This is a genomic window from Gilliamella sp. Fer4-1 (genome assembly GCF_001690515.1).
Classification (GTDB): Bacteria; Pseudomonadota; Gammaproteobacteria; order Enterobacterales; family Orbaceae; genus Gilliamella; species Gilliamella apicola_C.
On record NZ_LZGZ01000037.1, the window covers coordinates 1 to 21,856 of the forward strand.

Annotated in this window: 38 protein-coding genes; 35 read left to right on the top strand and 3 right to left on the bottom strand. The window is 38.9% G+C overall.

Annotation, left to right across the window (positions count from 1 at the left end):
- On the bottom strand, nt 1-1,179 hold a 1,179-nt coding region (locus A9G30_RS01105), incomplete at its 3' end, for a hypothetical protein (protein ID WP_141671938.1).
- Nucleotides 1,180-1,341: 162 nt separating this feature from the next.
- On the opposite strand from A9G30_RS01105, the gene iscR reads away from it, so the two are divergent.
- From iscR to rplQ, 35 genes are all read left to right on the top strand, one after another.
- Complete coding sequence (gene iscR, locus A9G30_RS01110) at nt 1,342-1,797, top strand: Fe-S cluster assembly transcriptional regulator IscR (RefSeq protein ID WP_065567165.1); 456 nt, start codon at nt 1,342-1,344, stop codon at nt 1,795-1,797.
- Nucleotides 1,798-1,835: 38 nt separating this feature from the next.
- Nucleotides 1,836-3,050 carry an IscS subfamily cysteine desulfurase gene (locus tag A9G30_RS01115; RefSeq protein WP_065587788.1) on the top strand — a complete coding sequence of 405 codons (1,215 nt, stop codon included), beginning with the start codon at nt 1,836-1,838 and terminating at the stop codon, nt 3,048-3,050.
- A gap of 15 nt (nt 3,051-3,065) precedes the next feature.
- Nucleotides 3,066-3,452: a Fe-S cluster assembly scaffold IscU gene (iscU, locus tag A9G30_RS01120; protein ID WP_065567163.1), complete on the top strand. Its 387-nt coding sequence runs from the start codon at nt 3,066-3,068 to the stop codon at nt 3,450-3,452.
- Nucleotides 3,452-3,775, top strand: a complete 324-nt coding sequence (gene iscA, locus A9G30_RS01125; RefSeq protein WP_065579537.1) for an iron-sulfur cluster assembly protein IscA — start codon at nt 3,452-3,454, stop codon at nt 3,773-3,775. Before iscU ends, iscA begins: the two co-directional genes overlap by 1 nt.
- An 11-nt stretch (nt 3,776-3,786) precedes the next feature.
- A complete protein-coding gene (gene hscB / locus A9G30_RS01130; protein WP_065587789.1) occupies nt 3,787-4,320 on the top strand; it encodes a Fe-S protein assembly co-chaperone HscB in 534 nt (177 codons plus the stop codon).
- Nucleotides 4,321-4,356: 36 nt separating this feature from the next.
- The gene (gene hscA, locus A9G30_RS01135; RefSeq protein WP_065587790.1) at nt 4,357-6,216 is read left to right on the top strand and encodes a Fe-S protein assembly chaperone HscA; all 1,860 of its coding nucleotides are present in this window, start codon (nt 4,357-4,359) and stop codon (nt 6,214-6,216) included.
- Nucleotides 6,217-6,230: 14 nt separating this feature from the next.
- Nucleotides 6,231-6,569, top strand: a complete 339-nt coding sequence (gene fdx / locus A9G30_RS01140; protein WP_065567160.1) for an ISC system 2Fe-2S type ferredoxin — start codon at nt 6,231-6,233, stop codon at nt 6,567-6,569.
- 371 nt (nt 6,570-6,940) lie between these two features.
- Entirely contained in the window at nt 6,941-7,252 is a 312-nt protein-coding gene (gene rpsJ / locus A9G30_RS01145; protein WP_006120582.1) for a 30S ribosomal protein S10, read from the top strand.
- A gap of 31 nt (nt 7,253-7,283) precedes the next feature.
- A complete protein-coding gene (gene rplC / locus A9G30_RS01150) occupies nt 7,284-7,910 on the top strand; it encodes a 50S ribosomal protein L3 (RefSeq protein ID WP_065567159.1) in 627 nt (208 codons plus the stop codon).
- A 16-nt stretch (nt 7,911-7,926) separates the two neighbouring features.
- Nucleotides 7,927-8,529, top strand: coding sequence for a 50S ribosomal protein L4 (rplD, locus tag A9G30_RS01155; RefSeq protein WP_065567158.1), 603 nt, complete (start codon nt 7,927-7,929; stop codon nt 8,527-8,529).
- Nucleotides 8,526-8,828 (top strand): 50S ribosomal protein L23, encoded by a 303-nt coding sequence (rplW, locus tag A9G30_RS01160; protein WP_034885052.1) that lies wholly within the window; start codon nt 8,526-8,528, stop codon nt 8,826-8,828. Before rplD ends, rplW begins: the two co-directional genes overlap by 4 nt.
- Nucleotides 8,829-8,846: 18 nt before the next feature.
- Complete coding sequence (gene rplB / locus A9G30_RS01165; RefSeq protein ID WP_065558580.1) at nt 8,847-9,671, top strand: 50S ribosomal protein L2; 825 nt, start codon at nt 8,847-8,849, stop codon at nt 9,669-9,671.
- Nucleotides 9,672-9,690: 19 nt separating this feature from the next.
- Nucleotides 9,691-9,969: a 30S ribosomal protein S19 gene (rpsS, locus tag A9G30_RS01170; protein WP_024496505.1), complete on the top strand. Its 279-nt coding sequence runs from the start codon at nt 9,691-9,693 to the stop codon at nt 9,967-9,969.
- Nucleotides 9,970-9,982: 13 nt separating this feature from the next.
- Nucleotides 9,983-10,315, top strand: coding sequence for a 50S ribosomal protein L22 (gene rplV, locus A9G30_RS01175; RefSeq protein ID WP_034884235.1), 333 nt, complete (start codon nt 9,983-9,985; stop codon nt 10,313-10,315).
- Between the two features lie 14 nt (nt 10,316-10,329).
- Nucleotides 10,330-11,067 carry a 30S ribosomal protein S3 gene (gene rpsC / locus A9G30_RS01180; protein ID WP_034884234.1) on the top strand — a complete coding sequence of 246 codons (738 nt, stop codon included), beginning with the start codon at nt 10,330-10,332 and terminating at the stop codon, nt 11,065-11,067.
- Nucleotides 11,068-11,079: 12 nt separating this feature from the next.
- Nucleotides 11,080-11,490, top strand: coding sequence for a 50S ribosomal protein L16 (gene rplP / locus A9G30_RS01185; RefSeq protein ID WP_034911153.1), 411 nt, complete (start codon nt 11,080-11,082; stop codon nt 11,488-11,490).
- Nucleotides 11,491-11,682, top strand: a complete 192-nt coding sequence (gene rpmC, locus A9G30_RS01190; protein ID WP_065567157.1) for a 50S ribosomal protein L29 — start codon at nt 11,491-11,493, stop codon at nt 11,680-11,682. It begins immediately after the preceding gene.
- A gap of 1 nt (nt 11,683) precedes the next feature.
- On the top strand, nt 11,684-11,944 hold the full coding sequence (gene rpsQ / locus A9G30_RS01195) for a 30S ribosomal protein S17 (protein ID WP_034911151.1): 261 nt from the start codon (nt 11,684-11,686) through the stop codon (nt 11,942-11,944).
- A 194-nt stretch (nt 11,945-12,138) separates the two neighbouring features.
- The gene (gene rplN / locus A9G30_RS01200; RefSeq protein WP_025314392.1) at nt 12,139-12,510 is read left to right on the top strand and encodes a 50S ribosomal protein L14; all 372 of its coding nucleotides are present in this window, start codon (nt 12,139-12,141) and stop codon (nt 12,508-12,510) included.
- Nucleotides 12,511-12,520: 10 nt separating this feature from the next.
- Nucleotides 12,521-12,835, top strand: coding sequence for a 50S ribosomal protein L24 (rplX, locus tag A9G30_RS01205; protein WP_065567156.1), 315 nt, complete (start codon nt 12,521-12,523; stop codon nt 12,833-12,835).
- Nucleotides 12,836-12,852: 17 nt separating this feature from the next.
- Nucleotides 12,853-13,392 (top strand): 50S ribosomal protein L5, encoded by a 540-nt coding sequence (rplE, locus tag A9G30_RS01210; RefSeq protein ID WP_065558584.1) that lies wholly within the window; start codon nt 12,853-12,855, stop codon nt 13,390-13,392.
- 11 nt (nt 13,393-13,403) lie between these two features.
- A complete protein-coding gene (rpsN, locus tag A9G30_RS01215; protein WP_025314395.1) occupies nt 13,404-13,709 on the top strand; it encodes a 30S ribosomal protein S14 in 306 nt (101 codons plus the stop codon).
- Nucleotides 13,710-13,726: 17 nt separating this feature from the next.
- Nucleotides 13,727-14,119, top strand: a complete 393-nt coding sequence (rpsH, locus tag A9G30_RS01220; protein ID WP_065567155.1) for a 30S ribosomal protein S8 — start codon at nt 13,727-13,729, stop codon at nt 14,117-14,119.
- Between the two features lie 11 nt (nt 14,120-14,130).
- Entirely contained in the window at nt 14,131-14,664 is a 534-nt protein-coding gene (gene rplF, locus A9G30_RS01225) for a 50S ribosomal protein L6 (protein WP_065587791.1), read from the top strand.
- A 9-nt stretch (nt 14,665-14,673) separates the two neighbouring features.
- On the top strand, nt 14,674-15,027 hold the full coding sequence (rplR, locus tag A9G30_RS01230; RefSeq protein ID WP_025314398.1) for a 50S ribosomal protein L18: 354 nt from the start codon (nt 14,674-14,676) through the stop codon (nt 15,025-15,027).
- A 14-nt stretch (nt 15,028-15,041) separates the two neighbouring features.
- On the top strand, nt 15,042-15,542 hold the full coding sequence (gene rpsE / locus A9G30_RS01235; protein WP_025314399.1) for a 30S ribosomal protein S5: 501 nt from the start codon (nt 15,042-15,044) through the stop codon (nt 15,540-15,542).
- Nucleotides 15,543-15,548: 6 nt separating this feature from the next.
- Complete coding sequence (rpmD, locus tag A9G30_RS01240) at nt 15,549-15,728, top strand: 50S ribosomal protein L30 (protein WP_025314400.1); 180 nt, start codon at nt 15,549-15,551, stop codon at nt 15,726-15,728.
- A gap of 5 nt (nt 15,729-15,733) precedes the next feature.
- The gene (gene rplO, locus A9G30_RS01245; protein WP_065567153.1) at nt 15,734-16,168 is read left to right on the top strand and encodes a 50S ribosomal protein L15; all 435 of its coding nucleotides are present in this window, start codon (nt 15,734-15,736) and stop codon (nt 16,166-16,168) included.
- Between the two features lie 8 nt (nt 16,169-16,176).
- Nucleotides 16,177-17,517 (top strand): preprotein translocase subunit SecY, encoded by a 1,341-nt coding sequence (gene secY, locus A9G30_RS01250; protein WP_065587792.1) that lies wholly within the window; start codon nt 16,177-16,179, stop codon nt 17,515-17,517.
- A 26-nt stretch (nt 17,518-17,543) separates the two neighbouring features.
- The gene (gene rpmJ, locus A9G30_RS01255) at nt 17,544-17,657 is read left to right on the top strand and encodes a 50S ribosomal protein L36 (protein WP_025314403.1); all 114 of its coding nucleotides are present in this window, start codon (nt 17,544-17,546) and stop codon (nt 17,655-17,657) included.
- 165 nt (nt 17,658-17,822) lie between these two features.
- Nucleotides 17,823-18,179, top strand: a complete 357-nt coding sequence (rpsM, locus tag A9G30_RS01260; RefSeq protein WP_065567151.1) for a 30S ribosomal protein S13 — start codon at nt 17,823-17,825, stop codon at nt 18,177-18,179.
- Between the two features lie 15 nt (nt 18,180-18,194).
- The gene (rpsK, locus tag A9G30_RS01265; protein ID WP_025314405.1) at nt 18,195-18,584 is read left to right on the top strand and encodes a 30S ribosomal protein S11; all 390 of its coding nucleotides are present in this window, start codon (nt 18,195-18,197) and stop codon (nt 18,582-18,584) included.
- Nucleotides 18,585-18,625: 41 nt separating this feature from the next.
- Nucleotides 18,626-19,246, top strand: a complete 621-nt coding sequence (gene rpsD / locus A9G30_RS01270; protein ID WP_065567150.1) for a 30S ribosomal protein S4 — start codon at nt 18,626-18,628, stop codon at nt 19,244-19,246.
- Between the two features lie 25 nt (nt 19,247-19,271).
- A complete protein-coding gene (locus A9G30_RS01275; protein WP_065567149.1) occupies nt 19,272-20,261 on the top strand; it encodes a DNA-directed RNA polymerase subunit alpha in 990 nt (329 codons plus the stop codon).
- A 29-nt stretch (nt 20,262-20,290) separates the two neighbouring features.
- Nucleotides 20,291-20,677 (top strand): 50S ribosomal protein L17, encoded by a 387-nt coding sequence (gene rplQ / locus A9G30_RS01280; protein WP_065558593.1) that lies wholly within the window; start codon nt 20,291-20,293, stop codon nt 20,675-20,677.
- A gap of 191 nt (nt 20,678-20,868) precedes the next feature.
- Here rplQ and A9G30_RS01285 read toward each other — a convergent pair whose 3' ends face one another.
- Both A9G30_RS01285 and radC read right to left on the bottom strand, forming a co-directional pair.
- Nucleotides 20,869-21,072 (bottom strand): SlyX family protein, encoded by a 204-nt coding sequence (locus tag A9G30_RS01285; protein WP_065567148.1) that lies wholly within the window; start codon nt 21,070-21,072, stop codon nt 20,869-20,871.
- A 52-nt stretch (nt 21,073-21,124) separates the two neighbouring features.
- The gene (gene radC / locus A9G30_RS01290) at nt 21,125-21,793 is read right to left on the bottom strand and encodes a RadC family protein (RefSeq protein ID WP_065587793.1); all 669 of its coding nucleotides are present in this window, start codon (nt 21,791-21,793) and stop codon (nt 21,125-21,127) included.
- Between the last annotated feature and the right edge of the window lie 63 nt (nt 21,794-21,856).

Sequence of the window (21,856 nt, forward strand, 5' to 3'; positions counted from 1 at the left end):
GTTCTTAAGTAAATAAGGTTGGTTAAGTGTTTGTGCACTTATCATGCCATAAAATCCACGTTTGTTTGTGAGCGCTTGTAAAATTTTATTAGCTTCATTTTTTTGTTTATTATTGAGTAATACTCGAGCTTGCCAGTATTGCCATTCTTCTTTTAATTGATCTTCTGGTGATAATTGCGCTAGCCAATAGGCAATATCAGAAAAGTTATAGGCATCTATGGCAAGGCGGATACGCTTTTCGACCAATGCCGTATCATGATATTTAGTAATATAGCTATCACGCCATTTTATTTGTTCATTAGTAGCGGAATCTTTAAAGTAGCTGTTGGCTAAACTCTTTTGTAATTCAGCTTGCTCTACTTCAGTTAACGCCTGCTGTTTAACTAATTTTGGCAATAACAATGCAGCTAAATTCATATCAGTTTTTACTAAGCGAGGGAATGATGCTAAGACTACTTTTTTAGTGAAGGTGCTAGCTTTAATATTTTTTGAAAAATCCTCTAATTTTTTGGGATTATCAAGTACAGCGAGCAAATTGATTTTAGTTGTTTTGTTGTTGTCATCAAGTAGGTTAGTTAGATGTTTGGCCAATTTTAAATTATTTGCTTCAATAGCAAGTTCAATGCGTAATAGTATTAAATTAGCTGTTCGTTTACCTGCTTGAGTCCAAGCGTTGATTAATGGATCACATGCAGAAGGAAGCTCTTTGCCAGTCTTCCAAAGTGATTCGATAGTACTGAAGGTAGTTTGGTTATTTCCTTGTTGTAGTAATGCATACTGATAGCGACAATTAGAGAGAATAGAATTATCTTTTGGAAAAGAAATGATTGAATTCCAGTCTTGACGAGAACTTAGTTCTGTTAGATAAGATTGTATTAGTGAGTCTGTTAATGGAAAGTCCTTATATTGGTTAACAAAGTCACTTACCATTTCAGGTGAAACCAATTTGATATTTTTTTGAAAAAACTGTACAGCAGCATAAGGATATAATGGATAATTTTTTATGCTAGAAAGCAATATTTGTTGGTCTTCAAAATTAAGCGATTGATAGGAATTAAGCCATTTTTGATAATGTTCTCGTTGCTCCTTTTGCGACCTGTCTGCGTAAACACTACCTGTGTAAATACTACATGTACAAAGTAGACATATTATCAAAAAATAACGTAATACTAATTTCATCCCTTAACTCCTATATTAATTTAGTTCGTTAGATTAGCATATTCTGTTACGATTCGTCGATAATCAACTAACGGCTTAATTCCTACTAAAATACTCAACTAAATACTTGACTAAATTAAATGGATATATACAATAAAGCGATAACGCATAGGGGAATGATTAATGAAATTGACATCAAAAGGACGATATGCGGTGACAGCAATGCTTGATGTTGCATTACATGCTGATTCAGGGCCTGTATCACTTGCAGAGATTTCAGAACGTCAAGAAATTTCACTTTCTTATCTTGAACAATTGTTTGCTCGTTTACGTAAAAATGGCTTAGTACAGAGTGTTAGAGGTCCTGGTGGCGGTTATATATTGAGTCGCTCTATGGATCAAATTGCGATTAGCTCAATTGTTAAAGCTGTTGATGAGACAGTGCATGCAACAAAATGTCATGGGCAAGATGGATGCCAAGGTGGTGTGAGATGTTTAACTCACACATTGTGGAATGAACTAAGTGAGCGAATTGAGGACTTTTTAACTAGCATTACGTTAAGTGAATTGGTTAATGATAAAGAAGTTAAAGCCGTTGCTAGCCGACAAAGTAATATACAACACGTTCAGATCAATTAATAAAAATAGAATATAGAATTTGTCATTGGGAGTGATTAATGAAACTACCTATTTATATGGATTATGCAGCGACAACCCCTGTTGATCCTAGAGTTGCTGAAAAAATGATGCAGTATTTAACCCCAAATGGGATTTTTGGTAACCCGGCATCTCGTTCTCATAAATTTGGTTGGCAAGCAGAAGAAGCAGTTGATATTGCTCGCAATCAAATTGCTGATCTTATTGGTGCTGATTCACGAGAAATTGTTTTTACATCTGGTGCAACTGAAGCCGATAATTTAGCGATCAAAGGCGCTGCTCATTTTAATCAAGCGAAAGGTAAGCACATTATTACTTGTAAAACTGAGCACAAAGCCGTGCTTGATACTTGTCGCCAGCTTGAGCGAGAAGGTTATGAAGTAACTTATTTAGCTCCTGAATCAGATGGTATTCTTGATTTAGATAAACTTGCAGAGGCAATGCGTAGTGATACAACTGTTGTATCTATTATGCATGTTAATAATGAAACAGGTGTTATTCAAGACATCGAGAAAATTGGTGAAATGTGCCGTGAACGAGGCATTGTCTTTCATGTTGATGCAACGCAATCTGTAGGTAAATTACCCATTGATGTGGCCAAGTTAAAAGTTGATTTAATGTCATTTTCTGGTCATAAGATTTATGGTCCAAAAGGAATTGGTGGACTTTATGTAAGACGTAAACCTCGTGTGCGAATTGAAGCGCAAATGCATGGCGGTGGTCATGAGCGGGGTATGCGCTCAGGCACGTTACCTGTGCACCAAATTGTCGGCATGGGTGAAGCGTACCATATAGCCAAAGAAGAAATGGCAGCTGAAATGCCTCGCCTTTTAGCGCTAAAAAATCGTTTATGGAATGGGTTAAAAGATATCGAAGAAGTTTACCTTAATGGTTCTTTGGAACACAGTGTACCAAATATTTTAAATGTGAGTTTCGCGTATGTTGAAGGTGAATCGCTTATGATGGCTTTAAAGGATTTAGCAGTTTCATCTGGTTCGGCATGTACATCTGCGAGCTTAGAGCCTTCTTATGTGCTACGTGCATTAGGGCTTAATGATGAGCTTGCACATAGCTCAATTCGTTTTTCATTGGGTCGATTTAGTACTGAAGAAGAAGTGGACTATGTGATTAAATTAATTAAAAATTCTATTGATAAATTAAGAGATTTATCGCCACTTTGGGAAATGTTTAAAGATGGTGTTGATTTAACAAAAATTAAATGGTCAGCCCATTAATATTAGGAGCAAATTATGGCATACAGTGAAAAAGTTGTTGATCATTATGAAAACCCTCGTAATGTAGGTTCTTTTGATCAAAATGATCCTAATGTCGGTAGTGGCATGGTTGGGGCGCCTGCGTGTGGCGATGTAATGCGTTTACAAATCAAAGTGAATGATAATGGCATTATTGAGGACGCTAAGTTTAAAACCTATGGTTGTGGTAGCGCAATTGCATCAAGCTCTTTAGTAACCGAATGGATTAAAGGTAAATCATTAGATGAGGCCGAAGCGATTAAAAATACGGATATTGCTGAAGAGTTGGCTTTACCGCCTGTTAAAATTCACTGCTCGATCTTAGCCGAAGATGCGATTAAAGCAGCAATCGATGACTATAAAACGAAAAAAGGACAACGTTAATGGCAATCACATTGACTAATAGCGCTGCTGATCGTGTTCAAGCTTTTTTAGCTAATCGTGGAAAAGGTATTGGATTACGATTAGGTGTTAAAACATCCGGTTGCTCAGGTATGGCCTATGTTTTAGAGTTTGCCGATGTGATTAATGATGATGATAGTGTTTTTGAAGATAAACATGTCAAAGTTATCGTGGATAAAAAGAGCTTAGTTTATATTGATGGTACTGAACTTGATTTTGTTAAAGAAGGATTAAATGAAGGTTTCAAGTTTAATAATCCTAATACAAAGCACGAATGCGGTTGTGGCGAAAGCTTTAATGTGTAGTTGGACTAGTTATGGTTAATTACTTCGAGCTATTCAATTTACCACCTCAATTACCGGTGGATGTAGCGCTGTTAACAACTCATTATCAGCAGTTACAACGGCAATATCATCCAGACAATTTTGCTGTTGCAACCGATAGTGATAAAGTGGCAATGGTGCAAAAATCAGCAGCGATTAATGATGGTTATCAAATCTTAAAAAATCCAATTAAAGCTGCGGAATATTATCTATCTTTGCAAGGTTTTGATGTTGCCACAGAAAAAAATATCATTCATGATGCCGATTTTTTAATGGAGCAATTTGCTTTACGTGAGAAGCTTGATAGTATTGAAAACCAAGCTAATTTTCAAGCATTAGATGACTTTCATAAAGAAATTATCGAACGTGAAAAAATGGTATATAACCAATTATTACAACTCATAGTAAAACAAGACATAGTAAAACAAGATTGGCAAAGTGCGCTTAATCAAATCTATAAGCTTCGTTATCTAGCTCGATTGATTGAACAAATCGAAAAGTTACAAGACAAACAATTTGATTTATAATTTACGATAAATGATGAATCAATAGAGATAGATTAAATGGTATTATTACAAATTAGTGAACCAGGACAAACACCAATGCCACATCAGCGTCGCATTGCAGTGGGTATCGATCTTGGTACAACTAATTCACTCGTAGCAACGGTTCGTAGTGGGCAAGCCGAGGTTTTACCCGATTTGCAAGGCGATTCATTGTTGCCATCGGTTGTACATTACGGTGTTGATCATGATGATAACCCTGTTATTACTATTGGTAAATATGCCAAATCCAATGCTATAAATGATCCCCAAAATACGGTTAGTTCTGTTAAACGATTAATGGGTAGAAGTTTAGCAGATATAGAACAATCCCATTTTCCTTATACCTTTTCGCAAACAGAAAGTGGTGTCCCGTTATTAAATCTGCCTAATGGTCAGGTCAATCCAGTACAAGTCTCTGCTGATATCTTGGTTGCACTCGCCGAACGAGCAAGAGAAAGTTTAAACGGTGAAATTGACGGTGCTGTGATAACTGTGCCAGCTTACTTTGATGATGCCCAGAGGCAAGCAACTAAAGATGCAGCAAAATTAGCTGGTTTACATGTGCTTCGCTTATTAAATGAACCAACTGCCGCGGCCATTGCTTATGGCTTAGATTCTAAAAAAGAAGGGGTCATTGCCGTTTATGATTTAGGTGGCGGAACTTTTGATATTTCGATTCTTCGCCTAAATAAAGGCGTTTTTGAAGTGCTAGCAACCAGTGGTGATTCTGCTCTTGGTGGTGATGATTTTGATAGGTTGCTTGCTGATTATATAAAAAAGGAATTTGGCTTAACTGATAATATAGATCCTATTATTAACCAAAATATTAGCAATAAAGCGACGGATATAAAAATATTACTGAGCAATGAAGATGTTGCTATGTTTACACTTAATAATCAATCATTAACTATTACTCGTCAGCATTTTCAACAATTAATAGAGCCATTAGTTAAACGCACTTTGGCTGTTTGCCGTCGGGCGTTAAAAGATGCGCAAATAGGCGTGGATGAAGTGCTTGAAGTCGTTATGGTTGGTGGTTCTACTCGCGTACCGTTAGTAAGAGAATTAGTTGGTGATTATTTTAAAACCCAGCCGTTAACGTCTATTGATCCAGATAAAGTTGTTGCTGTTGGAGCTGCCATTCAAGCGGATATATTAGTAGGGAATAAATCTGATTCTGATATGTTGCTACTTGACGTTATTCCATTGTCTTTAGGGATTGAAACTATGGGGGAATTGGTCGAAAAGATTATTCCTCGTAATAGCACTATTCCATGTGCAAGAGCGCAAGAATTTACCACTTTTAAAGATGGTCAAACAGCCATGATGATTCATGTTTTGCAAGGTGAGCGTGAAAGTGTTGCCGACTGTCGCTCCTTAGCTCGGTTTACATTGAGGGGAATTCCTGCTATGCCCGCTGGCGGTGCACATATACGGGTGACTTTTCAAGTTGATGCTGATGGTTTATTAAGTGTTACGGCGATGGAAAAATCAACTGGTGTAGAAGCTACAATCCAAGTTAAGCCTTCTTACGGGCTGACCGATAAAGAGATTGCAACCATGATTCAAGATTCAATTAGTCATGCACAGCAAGATAAACAAGCCAGAATGCTTGCTGAAAAAAAAGTTGAGGCGGCACGTGTGCTAGAGAGTTTACAAGGTGCTTTAGCCAAAGATGCTGATTTATTAAACGATAACGAACTTAGTCAAATTTTAGCTGCTCAGCGCCAATTGCAAGTAGCACGTGAGTCAGATGATAGTTATACAATTGAAAAGTACATTAAAATTGTTGATAGTGTGACACAAGATTTTGCCGCTAGACGAATGGATAGGTCAATCCATCGTGCCTTAGCTGGCCATAAAGTTGATGATATTTAACTAACGAGATTATTATGCCAAAAATTACTTTTTTACCCAATGCCGATCTTTGCCCCGAAGGAAAAACTGTTGAAGCGCAGGAAGGTGAATCTATTTTAGACGTGGCATTGCGCAATGATATTGAAATCGAGCATGCTTGTGAGATGTCCTGTGCTTGTTCTACATGTCACTGTATTGTTCGTAAAGGGTTCGAGTCACTTGAGGAAAGTGATGAGCAAGAAGATGATATGTTAGACAAAGCCTGGGGAGTTGAGCCTCATAGCCGTTTAAGTTGTCAAGCTCGTGTAGCGAATGAAGATCTAGAAGTCGAAATTCCAAGATATAGCCTTAATCACGCCAAAGAAGATCATTAATTAATAGTCAGAATGATTATCTACCTATAATTTGATGTAAAGAATAATATTAAGCTTGGTGATTCGTTTTAAATTTCATAATTTTGAACCGATAATCAAGCAAACAGCCATATCTTTCGATTCTAAATATCTGTATTTATTTCTTGCCGTTAGTTAATTAACAGGGTATAATCAGCCCACTTTGTTTATTGCCTTTATATAAACAAATGATGAAAAGATATAATTTCTACATCAGAAAATAGTTAATTATATCGACAATACTCCCGATTTGGGGGTTACGAAAAAGAACGGATTACACTCTCCTGTCAATCGAAACAGGGAAAGAGGAGTAGTCTTTTGTTATAACTTTTAAATAATGGAGCTCTGGTCTCATGTCGAACCAAAGAATCCGTATCCGGTTAAAAGCGTTTGATCATCGTTTGATTGATCAATCAACTGCTGAAATTGTAGAAACTGCGAAGCGCACAGGTGCGCAGGTTCGTGGTCCTATTCCATTACCGACACGCAAAGAGCGTTTCACTGTATTGATCTCTCCGCACGTTAACAAAGATGCGCGTGATCAGTATGAGATTCGCACTCATAAGCGTCTAGTTGATATTGTTGAGCCAACTGAAAAAACAGTTGATGCCTTAATGCGTCTAGATCTTGCTGCCGGTGTTGATGTGCAGATCAGTTTAGGTTAATCCTAGGCTGAATGATTGAGAGGTCGAAACAATGATTGGTTTAATCGGTCGTAAAGTAGGAATGACACGAATCTTCACTGAAGAGGGTGTTTCTATTCCTGTCACCGTAGTAGAAGTTCAAAGTAATCGTATTACTCAAGTTAAAACCCTTGAGAATGATGGTTATCAAGCTATTCAGGTTACTACTGGCAGTAAAAAAGCAAGCCGCGTAAATAAACCTGAAGCAGGTCATTTCGCTAAGGCTGGCGTTGAAGCTGGTCGTGGTCTATGGGAATTCCGTTTTGAAGAAGGTGAATTTACTGTAGGTCAAAGTATTAACGTTGATATTTTTACTGACGTTAAAAAAGTTGATGTTACTGGAACATCTAAAGGTAAAGGTTTTGCTGGCGTTACTAAACGTTGGAATTTCCGTACTCAAGATGCGACTCATGGTAACTCTTTGGCACACCGTGGTCATGGCTCTATCGGTCAAAACCAAACTCCGGGTAAAGTGTTTAAAGGTCGTAAAATGGCAGGTCACTTAGGTAATGAACGTGTAACAGTTCAAAACTTAGATATTGTGCGTGTTGATGCAGAACGTAACCTTTTATTAATTAAAGGTGCAGTTCCTGGTGCAATCAATAGTGACGTAATTGTTAAACCGGCAATCAAGGCTTAACGTCGAGGAGATAGAGATGGAATTAGTAGTAAGAGACGCGCAAGCGCTTTCTGTTTCCGAAACTACCTTCGGACGTGAGTTTAATGAAGCGTTAGTTCACCAAGTAGTTGTTGCTTATGCATCTGCTGCTCGTCAAGGCTCACGCGCACAAAAAACTCGTGCAGAAATCGCTGGTTCAGGTAAAAAACCATGGCGTCAAAAAGGCACTGGTCGTGCTCGTTCAGGTTCTATTAAGAGCCCAATTTGGCGTAGTGGTGGTGTAACATTTGCAGCAAAACCACAAGATCATAGCCAAAAAGTTAACCGTAAAATGTATCGTGGTGCATTAAAGAGTATTTTCTCTGAATTAGTGCGTCAAGAACGTTTAGTTGTGGTTGAAACATTTACTGTTGAAGCACCTAAGACTAAATTATTAACTCAGAAATTAAATGATATGAATCTTAATGATGTTCTTATTATCGCTTCTGAAGTTGATGAAAATCTTTTCTTAGCAGCACGTAACTTGCATAAAGTTGATGTGCGTGATGTAGCAGGTATTGATCCAGTTAGTTTGATTGCATTTGACAAAGTGGTTATCACTGTTGATGCCGTTAAACAAGTAGAGGAGATGTTAGCATGATTCGTGAAGAGCGTCTGCTTAAAGTCCTGCGAGCACCACATGTTTCTGAAAAAGCATCTATTTCAATGGAAAAAACAAATACATTAGTATTGAAAGTTGCTAAAGATGCTACTAAGAGAGAGATTAAAGCCGCAGTTGAACAACTATTTGAAGTTAAAGTAGATGACGTTAATACACTTGTTGTTAAAGGCAAAGTTAAACGTCGTGGTCAACAAATCGGTCGCCGTAGCGACTGGAAAAAAGCTTACGTTACTTTAGCAGAAGGTCAAAATTTAGACCTTGCTGGCGTCGCTGAGTAATTCGGAGGAGTAAGAACAATGGCAGTTGTTAAGTGTAAACCTACATCTCCGGGTCGTCGCCACGTTGTTAAAGTGGTTAACCCAGAGTTGCATAAAGGTAAGCCTTATGCACCGTTGCTTGATTCAAAAAGCAAAACTGGTGGTCGCAATAATAATGGTCGAATCACTACCCGTCATATCGGTGGTGGTCATAAGCAACATTATCGTATTGTCGACTTTAAGCGTAATAAAGATGGTATTCCAGCAGTTGTTGAACGTTTGGAATATGATCCAAACCGTAGTGCAAATATTGCATTGGTTTTATATAAAGACGGTGAACGTCGTTATATTTTAGCGCCTAAAGGCTTAAAAGCAGGTGATCAGATCCAATCTGGTGTTGATGCATCAATTAAAACAGGTAACTGTTTACCAATGCGCAATATTCCAGTCGGTTCTACCGTGCATAACATTGAAATGAAACCAGGTAAAGGCGGACAACTTGCTCGCTCGGCTGGTAGCTATGTGCAAATCGTTGCACGTGATGGTGCTTATGTAACATTACGTCTACGTTCAGGTGAAATGCGTAAAGTATTATCTGATTGCCGCGCCACTATTGGTGAAGTGGGTAACTCAGAACATATGCTTCGCGTACTAGGTAAAGCGGGTGCAACGCGTTGGCGTGGTGTTCGTCCTACTGTTCGTGGTACAGCAATGAACCCGGTAGACCATCCACATGGTGGTGGTGAAGGTCGTAACTTTGGTAAACATCCTGTGTCTCCATGGGGTCAAAAAGCCAAAGGATTGAAAACGCGTAGCAACAAACGTACTGATAAGTATATTGTTCGCCGTCGCAATAAGAAATAATTAATATAGAGGATTAGCTATGCCACGTTCTCTCAAGAAGGGTCCTTTTATTGACCTACACTTGCTGAAGAAGGTAGAGAAAGCGGTGGAAAGCGGGGACAAGAAACCAATTCGTACTTGGTCCCGTCGTTCAACGATCTTTCCTAACATGATCGGTTTGACCATCGCTGTCCATAATGGTCGTCAGCACGTTCCAGTTTATGTTTCCGATGAAATGGTTGGTCATAAATTGGGTGAATTCGCGCCGACTCGTACTTATCGCGGTCACGCAGCTGATAAGAAAGCTAAGAAGAAATAAGTAGGAGAAAGAGATGGAAACAATTGCAAAGTACCGCCACGCTCGTTCTTCTGCACAAAAAGTTCGCTTAGTTGCAGATCTTGTTCGCGGTAAGAAAGTGTCTCAGGCACTAGATATTTTAACGTACACCAATAAAAAAGCGGCTGTACTTGTTAAAAAAGTATTAGAGTCTGCTATTGCTAATGCAGAGCATAACGATGGTGCTGATATTGATGATCTAAAAGTTGCGAAAATTTTCGTAGACGAAGGTCCAACCATGAAGCGCATTATGCCTCGTGCGAAAGGTCGTGCAGATCGAATTTTGAAGCGTACGAGTCACATCACCGTGATCGTCTCAGATCGCTAGGCTGGAGAATAGCAATGGGTCAAAAAGTAAATCCAAATGGTATCCGATTAGGCATTGTCAAGCCTTGGACATCTACATGGTATTCGGGTACAAAGACATTCGCTGATAATTTAGAAAGTGATTTTAGAGTGCGTGAGTTCTTAAATAAAGAATTAGCTCAAGCGTCAATCTCTAAAATTGTGATCGACCGTTCAGCAGAAACTAACGTTCGAATTACTATTCACACCGCTCGTCCAGGGATTGTGATTGGTAAAAAAGGTGAGGACGTTGAAAAATTACGTAATGCCGTAGCTTCTATTGTCAATAAATATAAAGACAAAAAAGAGAAGCGTGATGTTGCGGTACAAATTAATATTGCAGAAGTTCGCAAACCAGAACTTGATGCAAAATTAGTTGCTGACAGCATTACTTCTCAGTTAGAACGCCGTGTTATGTTCCGTCGCGCTATGAAACGTGCGGTACAAAACGCAATGAAAGCGGGTGCTAAAGGTATCAAAGTTGAAGTAAGTGGTCGTTTAGGCGGCGCTGAAATTGCTCGCAGTGAGTGGTACCGTGAAGGTCGTGTGCCTTTACATACCTTACGAGCTGATATCGACTATGGATTGTCTGAAGCATTAACTACCTATGGTATTATTGGTGTTAAAGTGTGGATCTTCAAAGGTGAGATCCTTGGTGGTATGGCTGCCGTTGAACAAGCAGAAAAACAACCTGCTGCTCAACCGAAAAAGCAGCGCAAAGGCCGAAAACAATAAGGAGCGTCGCTGATGTTACAACCAAAGCGTACAAAATTCCGTAAAGTGCACAAGGGCCGCAATCGTGGTCTTGCTGTAAGTACTGATGTTAGTTTCGGTACATTCGGTCTTAAGGCTGTAGGTCGTGGTCGTTTGACTGCGCGCCAGATCGAAGCGGCACGTCGTGCAATGACTCGTGCAGTTAAGCGTCAAGGTAAAATCTGGATTCGAGTTTTCCCTGATAAACCAATTACTGAAAAACCACTTGCAGTGCGTATGGGTAAAGGTAAGGGTAACGTTGAATACTGGGTTGCTCAGATTCAACCAGGTAAAGTCCTTTATGAAATGGACGGTGTACCGGAAGAAGTTGCTCGTGAAGCATTTGCGTTGGCAGCTGCAAAACTGCCAATTAAAACCACCTTTGTGATTAAGACGGTGATGTAAATGAAAGCAAAAGAGCTACGCGAAAAAAGCGTTGAAGAGTTAAATACTGAACTTCTTAATTTATTACGTGAGCAATTTAACTTACGTATGCAATTAACTGGAGGTCAGTTAACACAGACTCATATGTTAAAACAAGTGCGTCGTAATATTGCACGTGTTAAAACGTTATTAACTGAGAAGGCGGGTGCGTAATATGACTACTGAAGTAAAAATTCGTACTCAGCAAGGTCGTGTTATTAGCGACAAAATGGATAAATCTATAACTGTAGCTATTGAACGTAAAGTGAAGCATCCGTTATATGGTAAGTTCATTAAACGTACGACTAAATTGCATGTACATGATGAAAACAACGAGTGTGGTATTGGTGATACTGTAGAAATTAAAGAGTGTCGTCCATTATCAAAAACCAAATCTTGGACTCTTGTTCGAATCGTTGAAAAAGCAGTTATTTAATCTTTTTGATTGAAAACTGTACATAATATAATAAACGGCTTAGTAGCCGTTTATTTTATGCTATCCATTTTATATGAGTGGTGTTATACTATACGCCCTCACATAAGTGGGTTTTTGGTTGTCTATTCTTATCCATGGTAGTTGAGGTGGATGAAGGTAGATTAGACAATAATTTATTTATACGGAGCATTAAAATGATCCAAGAACAGACTAGGCTAGATGTTGCCGATAACTCTGGCGCACGTAGTGTAATGTGTATCAAGGTTCTCGGTGGCTCGCACCGTCGTTATGCAGCGGTAGGTGATATCATCAAAGTTACCATTAAAGAAGCAATTCCTCGTGGTAAAGTTAAGAAAGGTGATGTGCTTAAAGCTGTTGTAGTGCGCACTAGAAAAGGTGTTCGTCGTCCTGATGGATCTGTCATTCGTTTCGATCGTAATGCTTGTGTTATTTTAAACAATAACAGTGAGCAACCGATTGGTACGCGTATTTTTGGACCGGTCACTCGTGAACTTCGCTCTGAGAAGTTTATGAAGATCATTTCATTAGCACCAGAAGTACTGTAAGGAGCGGGTAATGGCAGCGAAAATCCGTCGAGAAGATGAAGTTATCGTGTTAACCGGTAAAGATAAAGGTAAACGCGGTAAAGTAAAAAGCGTTTTGTCTACAGGTAAAGTGATTGTTGAAGGTATTAATTTGGTGAAAAAACACCAAAAACCAGTACCTGCATTAAATCAAGAAGGTGGAATTGTTGAAAAAGAAGCAGCAATTAATGTTTCTAACGTGGCAATTTTCAACCCAGCTACAGGCAAAGCAGATCGCGTAGGCTTTCGTTTTGAAGACGGTAAAAAAGTCCGTTTTTATAAGTCTACTAATGAATTAATCAATTAAGTAATTTGGAGTGTACGATGGCGAAACTGCATGATTACTACAAAGCACAGGTAGTAAATAAACTGCAAGAACAGTTTGGCTACAAATCTGTCATGCAAGTCCCTCGGATCGAAAAGATCACCTTGAATATGGGTGTGGGTGAAGCAATTACTGATAAGAAATTATTAGATAATGCTGTTGCAGATTTAGCAGCAATCAGTGGTCAAAAACCACTTGTCACTAAAGCACGCAAATCAGTTGCTGGTTTTAAAATCCGTCAAGGGTATCCTATTGGTTGTAAAGTCACTTTACGTGGCGAACGTATGTGGGAATTTTTTGAACGTCTAGTTTATATTGCTCTTCCTCGTACTCGAGATTTCCGCGGTTTAAGCGCAAAATCTTTTGATGGTCGTGGTAACTATAGCATGGGTGTTCGTGAACAAATCGTTTTCCCTGAAATCGATTATGATAAAGTTGATCGTGTTCGTGGTTTAGATATTACTATCACAACTAGTGCACAATCAGATGAAGAAGGCCGAGCTTTATTATCTGCCTTTAACTTCCCATTTCGTAAGTAAGGTAGGGCATAATGGCTAAACAATCAATGATTGAACGCGATAAGAAACGCGTAAAGCTAGCAGAAAAATATTTTGCAAAGCGTCAAGAATTAAAAGCGATTATCTCTGATCTTAATGCATCAGATGAAGATCGTTGGAATGCAGTGCTTAAATTGCAAACGCTTCCTCGTGATTCTAGTCCATCACGTCAACGTCGTCGTTGTCGTCAAACTGGTCGTCCTCATGGCGTCCTTCGTAAGTTTGGTTTAAGCCGTATTAAGGTTCGCGAGTCAGCCATGCGTGGTGAGATTCCTGGTCTTAAAAAGGCAAGTTGGTAATCAGGGGAGTGTTATAGATGAGCATGCAAGATCCTATAGCAGATATGTTGACCCGTATTCGTAATGGTCAATCTGCGAATAAAGTTGCAGTCACCATGCCTTCCTCTAAGCTAAAAGTGGCAATTGCCAATGTGCTAAAAGAAGAAGGTTATATCGGGGACTATAAAGTTGTTGGTGACACTAAGCCAGAATTGGAAATTACTTTGAAATATTTCCAAGGCAAAGCTGTTGTAGAAAGTATTAAACGTGTTAGCCGTCCAGGTTTACGTATTTATAAGCGTAAAGATGAATTGCCAAAAGTTATGGCTGGATTAGGTATCGCAGTTGTTTCTACTTCTAAAGGTGTTATGACTGATCGTGCAGCACGCCAAGCGGGTCTTGGTGGTGAAATTATCTGCTACGTAGCGTAAGGGAGAAAAAAATGTCTCGTGTTGCAAAAGCACCTGTCGTTGTTCCTGCTGGCGTAGAGGTAAAACTCGATGGTCAGGTAATTACGATTAAAGGTAAAAATGGCGAATTATCTCGCACAATAAATAATGCTGTTGTGATTAATCAAGAAGAGGGTCAAATTAAATTTGCTCCTCGCGATGGCTTTGCTGATGCTTGGGCTCAAGCTGGTACGGCTCGTGCATTGATTAATGCGATGATTATTGGTGTTACTGAAGGTTTTACTAAAAAACTTCAGCTAGTTGGTGTCGGTTATCGTGCACAAGTTAAAGGTAATGCAATTGGTTTATCTCTTGGATATTCACATCCAATTGAACATCAATTACCTGCAGGTGTGTCAGCTGAATGTCCTTCTCAAACTGAAATTGTACTGAAAAGTGCTGATAAACAGTTAATTGGACAAGTGGCTGCAGATATCCGTGCTTATCGTCGTCCTGAACCTTATAAAGGTAAAGGTGTTCGTTACGCAGATGAAGTTGTGCGTACTAAAGAAGCTAAGAAAAAGTAAGGTAACACTATGGATAAGAAATCAGCTCGTATCCGTCGTGCAACTAAAGCGCGTCGCAAGATGCATGAATTACTTGCAACTCGCTTGGTAGTTCACCGCACTCCGCGTCATATTTATGCGCAAATTATCGCACCAAACGGATCAGAAGTACTGGCAGCCGCTTCTACATTAGAAAAAGCTATCAGTGAAAGTTTAAAATACACCGGAAACAAAGATGCAGCAGCGGCGGTTGGTAAAGCAATTGCAGAGCGTGCATTAGCGAAAGATATCAAAGAAGTTTCATTTGATCGTTCAGGTTTCCAATATCATGGTCGAGTTCAGGCGCTAGCAGATGCTGCTCGCGAAGCTGGCCTACAGTTCTAAGGTAGGAGTTAAAGATGTCAAACATCGAAAAACAAGCTGGTGAACTGCAGGAAAAACTAATCGCAGTTAACCGAGTTTCTAAAACCGTAAAAGGTGGTCGTATTTTTAGTTTTTCTGCACTAACAGTTGTTGGTGACGGTAATGGCCGCGTAGGTTTTGGATATGGTAAAGCACGTGAAGTGCCAGCAGCAATTCAAAAAGCAATGGAAAAAGCACGTCGTAATATGATTAATGTTGCTTTAAACAACGATACTTTACAGCATCCAGTTAAAGGTGCTCACACAGGTTCTCGTGTTTATATGCAACCAGCATCAGAAGGTACCGGTATTATCGCTGGTGGTGCGATGCGTGCCGTTTTAGAAGTTGCTGGTGTTCGTAACGTTCTAGCTAAAGCATATGGTTCTACTAACCCAATTAATGTGGTTCGTGCAACTATTGATGGCTTAGAAAATATGAAATCACCAGAAATGGTTGCTGCTAAGCGTGGTAAAACCGTCGAAGAAATTTTGGGGTAATTAACCATGGCAAAAACAATTAAAATTACACAAACCCGTAGTTCTATTGGTCGTCTACCGAAGCATAAAGCAACGTTAGTTGGATTAGGATTACGTCGTATTGGTCATACTGTTGAGCGTGAGGATACTCCTGCAATTCGCGGTATGGTAAACCAAGTTTATTACATGGTTAAAGTTGAGGAGTAATAGTAATGCGTTTAAATACTTTATCTCCTGCTGAAGGTTCAAAGCATGCACCGAAACGCCTAGGCCGAGGAATTGGTTCTGGGTTAGGTAAAACAGGTACTCGTGGTGTTAAAGGTCAAAAATCTCGTTCAGGTGGTGGCGTTCGCCGTGGCTTTGAAGGTGGTCAAATGCCTTTATATCGTCGTTTACCAAAATTTGGTTTTACCTCACGTAAAGCTTTAGTTACAGCTCAAGTTCGTCTTTCTGATTTGATGAAGGTTGAAGGCGATATTGTTGACTTAAATAGCTTAAAAGTTGCAAATGTGATTAATTCACATATCGAATATGCAAAAATCATGTTATCTGGCGAAGTAACTAAACCAGTAACTGTTCGTGGTATTCGAGTAACTAAAGGTGCTAAAGCTGCAATTGAAGCTGCTGGCGGAAAAATTGAGGAATAATTAGAAAGATGGCAAAGCAACCAGGATTAGATTTTCAAAGAGCACGAAGTGGTAGCGGTGAGCTTACAAGACGCTTAATGTTTGTGCTTTTAGCGCTTATTGTTTTTCGTCTAGGTTCTTACGTTCCAGTTCCTGGTATTGATACTAAAGCGTTATCGGACTTACTAGCAAAAGCATCTTCAAATGGTATTGTTGGTATGTTCAATATGTTCTCTGGTGGTGCTTTAAGCCGTGCTTCAATTTTTGCTTTAGGGATAATGCCTTATATTTCTGCATCGATTATAGTGCAGCTATTAACTACAATTAGTCCTAAATTGTCAGAATTGAAGAAAGAAGGTGAATCAGGTCGTAAGAAAATTAGTCAGTATACGCGTTATGGTACATTAGGGCTAGCGATAGTGCAGGCTGTTGGTATTGCGACTGGTTTACCTAATCATCCAGATTACGGTCATGTAGTGATTAATCCTGGATTTTCTTTCTATTTTATTGCATCGGTTAGCTTAGTTACTGGCACTATGTTTCTTATGTGGCTAGGTGAGCAGATCACAGAGCGAGGCGTAGGCAATGGTATTTCGATCATTATCTTTGCTGGTATTGTGGCTGGTCTTCCTCATGCAATATATGAAACTATTGAACAAGCTCGTTCTGGTTCACTGCACCCGATTTTACTATTAGTGGTCGCTGCCTTAGTGGTTGGTGTGACTTATTTTGTTGTTTTTGTTGAGCGTGGTCAACGTCGTATTGTTGTTAACTATGCACAGCGACAACAAGGTCGTCGTATTTATGCGGCGCAAAGCACGCATTTACCATTAAAGATTAATATGGCAGGTGTCATTCCTGCAATATTTGCTTCAACAATTGTTATGTTACCATCTATGATGGCTTCTTGGTTCCAAGGAGATGGTGAAGGCTGGAGATATATTATGGTACTTATCAATCAATATTTCTCTCATGATGAACCGTTATATATAATCTTTTTTGTGGCGGCAATTATCTTCTTTTGTTTCTTTTATACAGCATTGGTTTTCAATCCGAGGGAAACAGCAGATCAGCTTAAAAAATCTGGTGCATTTATTCCAGGTATCCGCCCAGGCGAACAAACTTCTAAGTATATTGACAAAGTGATGACTCGTTTAACACTAATTGGCGCGATATATATTACTGTTGTTTGTTTGATTCCAATGTTTATGACAAGTGCAATGAAAGTTCCAGTCCAATTTGGTGGAACATCGTTATTAATTGTTGTTGTTGTAATCATGGATTTTATGGCACAAGTACAGACTTTAATGATGCCAAATCGTTATGAGTCAATGTTAAAGAAAGCGAATCTTAAAGGCTACGGTCGGTAAGTTAGCCAGAAGTTACGGAGAAAAATATGAAAGTTCGTGCTTCAGTCAAGAAATTATGCAGAAATTGTAAAATCATTAAACGTAATGGCATTGTTCGTGTTATTTGCGTTGAAGGTAAACATAAACAACGTCAAGGTTAATTTATTTAACTGGAAGTTGATTTGCATATTTTTCTTGCCAAAGTATAGTAAAGCTGGCTAGAATAGCCAGCTTAGATTTAGTTGTGAATTCACCGTTTGAGTATCCTGAAAACGGGCTTTTCAGTATGGTGAATTTGCTAAACATTAACAATAAAGGAGTGCATAGTGGCCCGTATAGCAGGCATTAACATTCCTGATCAACAACATGCTGTGATTGCTTTACAAGCGATTTATGGTATTGGAGCTACCCGTGCTAAGACAATTTGTTCTGAAGCCGGTATTCCTGAAAATGTTAAGATCAGAGAACTATCTGAAGATCAGATTGAAAAGTTACGTGAACAAGTCGCTAAATTTACCGTTGAAGGTGATTTACGTCGTGAAGTAACTATGAGTATCAAGCGTTTATTAGACCTTGGTTGTTATCGTGGCATGCGTCACCGTCGTGGACTTCCTGTTCGCGGTCAACGCACAAAGACTAACGCTCGTACCCGTAAGGGACCGCGTAAGCCAATCAAGAAATAATTGAGGTATAATTAAATGGCAAAGACACCTGTTCGTACACGTAAACGTGTAAAAAAGCAAGTTTCTGATGGTATAGCTCATATTCATGCATCATTCAACAATACAATCGTAACTATTACCGATCGTCAAGGTAATGCGTTAGGTTGGGCAACCGCTGGTGGTTCTGGTTTCCGTGGCTCTCGTAAGTCAACACCTTTTGCAGCTCAAGTAGCAGCGGAACGTTGTGCTGAAGCTGTCAAAGATTACGGAATTAAAAATCTGGAAGTTATGGTAAAAGGACCTGGTCCTGGTCGTGAGTCAACAATTCGTGCATTAAATGCTGCGGGCTATCGCATCACTAACATTACTGATGTTACTCCGATTCCTCATAACGGTTGTCGTCCACCAAAGAAACGTCGTGTTTAATTTATTAAACATTGAATGTTTAGGATTATTGGAGAAATAAAATGGCAAGATATTTGGGACCAAAACTCAAATTAAGTCGTCGCGAAGGTACAGATTTATTCCTTAAATCTGGTGTCCGAGCGGTTGACAGTAAATGTAAATTAGAACAAGCTCCTGGGCAACATGGTGCGCGTAAACCGCGTTTATCAGATTATGGTGTTCAGTTACGTGAAAAACAAAAAGTTAGACGTATTTATGGAATTTTAGAACGTCAATTCCGTAATTACTACAAAAGCGCAGCGCGTATTAAAGGCAATACAGGTGAAAACCTACTTGGTCTTTTAGAACGTCGCTTAGATAACGTTGTTTATCGCATGGGATTTGGTGCTACTCGCGCTGAAGCTCGTCAATTAGTTAGTCATAAAGCTGTTCTTGTTAATGGTCGCGTTGTAAATATTGCATCTTACCAAGTTTCACCTGAAGATGTGATTAGTGTTCGCGAAAAGTCAAAAAAACAAGCACGTATTAAAGCCGCTTTAGAGTTAGCTGAACAACGTGAAAAACCAACATGGTTAGAAGTTGATGCTAGCAAAATGGAAGGCGTATTTAAACGCTTACCAGAACGTTCAGATTTATCTGCTGACATCAACGAACATTTGATCGTCGAACTTTACTCTAAGTAAAGTTTAGCACTTAAGAGAGGACATAATGCAGGGTTCTGTAACAGAGTTTTTAAAACCTCACCTAGTTGATGTTGTTCAATACAGCCAAACACACGCCAAAGTGACTTTAGAGCCACTTGAACGTGGTTTTGGTCATACTTTAGGTAATGCACTACGCCGCATTTTATTATCATCTATGCCGGGATATGCAGTAACCGAAGTTGAAATTGACGGTGTTCTGCATGAGTACAGTACTAAAGAAGGCGTTCAAGAAGATGTACTTGATATTTTGCTTAATTTAAAAAAATTAGCAGTGCGTGTACATACTAAAGATGATGTTATGCTGACGTTAAATAAATCAGGTATTGGTGCAGTAACCGCATCTGATATCACTCACGATGGTGATGTTGAAATTGTTAATCCTGATTTAGTAATTTGTCATCTTACTGATGCCAATGCTTCAATTAGTATGCGTATTCGTGTACAACGAGGACGTGGTTATGTCCCTGCTTCTGCTCGCGTTAAGTCAGAAGATGAAGAACGACCAATAGGTCGTTTGTTAGTTGATGCATGTTATAGCCCTGTAGAGCGTATCGCATATTCTGTTGATGCTGCTCGTGTGGAACAACGCACGGATTTAGATAAGCTTGTTATCGATATGGAAACAAATGGGACTATCGATCCTGAGGAATCTATTCGTCGTGCATCAACTATTTTGGCTGAACAACTTGAAGCTTTCGTTGATTTACGTGATGTGCGTCAACCAGAAGTGAAAGAAGATAAACCGGAATTTGATCCAGTTCTCTTACGTCCAGTAGATGATTTGGAATTAACTGTTCGGTCTGCTAATTGCTTAAAAGCAGAAGCAGTTCATTATATTGGTGATTTAGTGCAACGTACTGAAGTTGAGTTACTTAAAACTCCTAATCTTGGTAAGAAATCACTTACTGAAATTAAGGATGTACTCGCCTCTCGTGGCTTATCTTTAGGCATGCGTCTTGAGAATTGGCCACCAGCAAGTATTGTTGAAGACTAAGATAAAATTTATATAAGAAGGATAAAGTTATGCGCCATCGTAAAAGTGGTCGTCAACTGAACCGAAATAGCAGCCATCGTCAAGCAATGTTTCGTAACATGACAAGTTCACTTGTTGAACATGAAATCATCAAAACTACATTGCCTAAAGCAAAAGAGTTGCGTCGTGTTGTTGAACCGTTAATTACGCTAGCCAAAAGCGATAGCGTAGCTAATCGCCGTCTGGCTTTTGCTCGTATCCGTGATAAAGATACAGTGAAAAAATTATTTTCAGATTTAGGCCCACGTTTTGCTACCCGTCCTGGTGGTTATGTACGTATTTTAAAATGTGGTTTCCGTGATGGAGATAATGCTCCAATGGCTTATATCGAATTAGTTGATCGCCCTGCAGTAGAAGCAGAAGCAACAGCTGAATAATTATTAAATCATTGCGTATTAAAACCGGCTATATGCCGGTTTTTTATTTTCTCATTTACATTTATTGTAATTATATTTTAAATTATAAATTACCAACCTTATTTAAAGTTAGTTATTGGTTAAATGATACTAAAGCATTATCAACTAACTAAGACAGGTTGAATAACAATTATCGATGTAAGTGTAGTTAGCTAATAATGAGGCGGTGGTGTTTCTTCCGATAAGTTGGCAATATTCGATGATTGTGTTGCTTGTAGCTTTTGGGATAATAAAGTCAATTGCTCTTTTAATTTGCTGATATCTGCTTGAAGGGTTGTTACCATACGGTTTAATTCCTCAATGGTAACTTCTTGAAAAGCAACTTTAGTTTCAAGTAATTCTAGTTGTTGATTCATAAAAACAGGCTTATGTATGCATATAATGCTATATTGTAAGTAAAAATGGCTATCAAATCCATCCCCGTTCGGCAAAAGAGACATATTCGCCTTTACCAATTACAAGGTGATCAATAATACGAATATCAATCAAGTTACAAACTTGATCTATTTTTACTGTTAGCGCACGGTCAGCTTGACTGGGTTCAGCCATGCCTGAAGGATGGTTGTGTGCCAAAATTAATGCAGCGGCATTATATTGTAATGCTCGTCTAGCGATTTCTCGTGGGTGAACTTCTACACAATTATAGGTACCGATAAACATTTCTTCTGATGAAATAACATGATTTTGGTTATCTAGAAAAATCACCATAAAAACCTCACGTTCTTTATCTGCCAAACGGCTAGCTAAATAATGGTGGGTTAGTGCTGGTGAAGTTAGTGAGTTTTCATTGGATATTTTAACTTTTAGATAACGATGTGACAGCTCGACAACAGCTTTTAGTTGGGTGTATTTCGCTGTGCCTAACCCATGCTTTTTGCAAAAATCACTATGGCTTGCATTAATTAAGTTATAAAAAGAGCCAAACTCATTTAACAATTTTTGTGATAGTTCTAAAACAGGTAAGCCTTTGCTGCCTGTTCGTAAAAAAAGTGCCAGTAATTCTGCATCACTGAGAGTTTCAACGCCAAATTTTAACAGCTTTTCCCGTGGCATCAACGAAGCTGGTTGTGAAGACATAATGCTAAGTTCCAATAATAGCAAAATCTAGATTATTAATGGAAAAATTAACAGTACAAAACT

Coding starts and splice junctions, on each gene's coding strand:
- rplD (WP_065567158.1), top strand. CDS start 7,927: ATGGAATTAGTAGTAAGAGACGCGCAAGCGCTTTCTGTTTCCGAAACT.
- rplQ (WP_065558593.1), top strand. CDS start 20,291: ATGCGCCATCGTAAAAGTGGTCGTCAACTGAACCGAAATAGCAGCCAT.
- A9G30_RS01285 (WP_065567148.1), bottom strand. CDS start 21,072: ATGAATCAACAACTAGAATTACTTGAAACTAAAGTTGCTTTTCAAGAA.
- rplE (WP_065558584.1), top strand. CDS start 12,853: ATGGCGAAACTGCATGATTACTACAAAGCACAGGTAGTAAATAAACTG.
- hscA (WP_065587790.1), top strand. CDS start 4,357: ATGGTATTATTACAAATTAGTGAACCAGGACAAACACCAATGCCACAT.
- rpsS (WP_024496505.1), top strand. CDS start 9,691: ATGCCACGTTCTCTCAAGAAGGGTCCTTTTATTGACCTACACTTGCTG.
- rpsE (WP_025314399.1), top strand. CDS start 15,042: ATGTCAAACATCGAAAAACAAGCTGGTGAACTGCAGGAAAAACTAATC.
- rpsC (WP_034884234.1), top strand. CDS start 10,330: ATGGGTCAAAAAGTAAATCCAAATGGTATCCGATTAGGCATTGTCAAG.
- rpsQ (WP_034911151.1), top strand. CDS start 11,684: ATGACTACTGAAGTAAAAATTCGTACTCAGCAAGGTCGTGTTATTAGC.
- rpsH (WP_065567155.1), top strand. CDS start 13,727: ATGAGCATGCAAGATCCTATAGCAGATATGTTGACCCGTATTCGTAAT.
- iscR (WP_065567165.1), top strand. CDS start 1,342: ATGAAATTGACATCAAAAGGACGATATGCGGTGACAGCAATGCTTGAT.
- hscB (WP_065587789.1), top strand. CDS start 3,787: ATGGTTAATTACTTCGAGCTATTCAATTTACCACCTCAATTACCGGTG.
- rpsN (WP_025314395.1), top strand. CDS start 13,404: ATGGCTAAACAATCAATGATTGAACGCGATAAGAAACGCGTAAAGCTA.
- rplX (WP_065567156.1), top strand. CDS start 12,521: ATGGCAGCGAAAATCCGTCGAGAAGATGAAGTTATCGTGTTAACCGGT.
- rplV (WP_034884235.1), top strand. CDS start 9,983: ATGGAAACAATTGCAAAGTACCGCCACGCTCGTTCTTCTGCACAAAAA.
- rpmD (WP_025314400.1), top strand. CDS start 15,549: ATGGCAAAAACAATTAAAATTACACAAACCCGTAGTTCTATTGGTCGT.
- rplP (WP_034911153.1), top strand. CDS start 11,080: ATGTTACAACCAAAGCGTACAAAATTCCGTAAAGTGCACAAGGGCCGC.
- rpmJ (WP_025314403.1), top strand. CDS start 17,544: ATGAAAGTTCGTGCTTCAGTCAAGAAATTATGCAGAAATTGTAAAATC.
- rpmC (WP_065567157.1), top strand. CDS start 11,491: ATGAAAGCAAAAGAGCTACGCGAAAAAAGCGTTGAAGAGTTAAATACT.
- A9G30_RS01275 (WP_065567149.1), top strand. CDS start 19,272: ATGCAGGGTTCTGTAACAGAGTTTTTAAAACCTCACCTAGTTGATGTT.
- A9G30_RS01115 (WP_065587788.1), top strand. CDS start 1,836: ATGAAACTACCTATTTATATGGATTATGCAGCGACAACCCCTGTTGAT.
- iscA (WP_065579537.1), top strand. CDS start 3,452: ATGGCAATCACATTGACTAATAGCGCTGCTGATCGTGTTCAAGCTTTT.
- rplF (WP_065587791.1), top strand. CDS start 14,131: ATGTCTCGTGTTGCAAAAGCACCTGTCGTTGTTCCTGCTGGCGTAGAG.
- rplR (WP_025314398.1), top strand. CDS start 14,674: ATGGATAAGAAATCAGCTCGTATCCGTCGTGCAACTAAAGCGCGTCGC.
- secY (WP_065587792.1), top strand. CDS start 16,177: ATGGCAAAGCAACCAGGATTAGATTTTCAAAGAGCACGAAGTGGTAGC.
- rpsK (WP_025314405.1), top strand. CDS start 18,195: ATGGCAAAGACACCTGTTCGTACACGTAAACGTGTAAAAAAGCAAGTT.
- rpsD (WP_065567150.1), top strand. CDS start 18,626: ATGGCAAGATATTTGGGACCAAAACTCAAATTAAGTCGTCGCGAAGGT.
- rpsJ (WP_006120582.1), top strand. CDS start 6,941: ATGTCGAACCAAAGAATCCGTATCCGGTTAAAAGCGTTTGATCATCGT.
- rplO (WP_065567153.1), top strand. CDS start 15,734: ATGCGTTTAAATACTTTATCTCCTGCTGAAGGTTCAAAGCATGCACCG.
- radC (WP_065587793.1), bottom strand. CDS start 21,793: ATGTCTTCACAACCAGCTTCGTTGATGCCACGGGAAAAGCTGTTAAAA.
- fdx (WP_065567160.1), top strand. CDS start 6,231: ATGCCAAAAATTACTTTTTTACCCAATGCCGATCTTTGCCCCGAAGGA.
- iscU (WP_065567163.1), top strand. CDS start 3,066: ATGGCATACAGTGAAAAAGTTGTTGATCATTATGAAAACCCTCGTAAT.
- rplW (WP_034885052.1), top strand. CDS start 8,526: ATGATTCGTGAAGAGCGTCTGCTTAAAGTCCTGCGAGCACCACATGTT.
- rplB (WP_065558580.1), top strand. CDS start 8,847: ATGGCAGTTGTTAAGTGTAAACCTACATCTCCGGGTCGTCGCCACGTT.
- rplC (WP_065567159.1), top strand. CDS start 7,284: ATGATTGGTTTAATCGGTCGTAAAGTAGGAATGACACGAATCTTCACT.
- rplN (WP_025314392.1), top strand. CDS start 12,139: ATGATCCAAGAACAGACTAGGCTAGATGTTGCCGATAACTCTGGCGCA.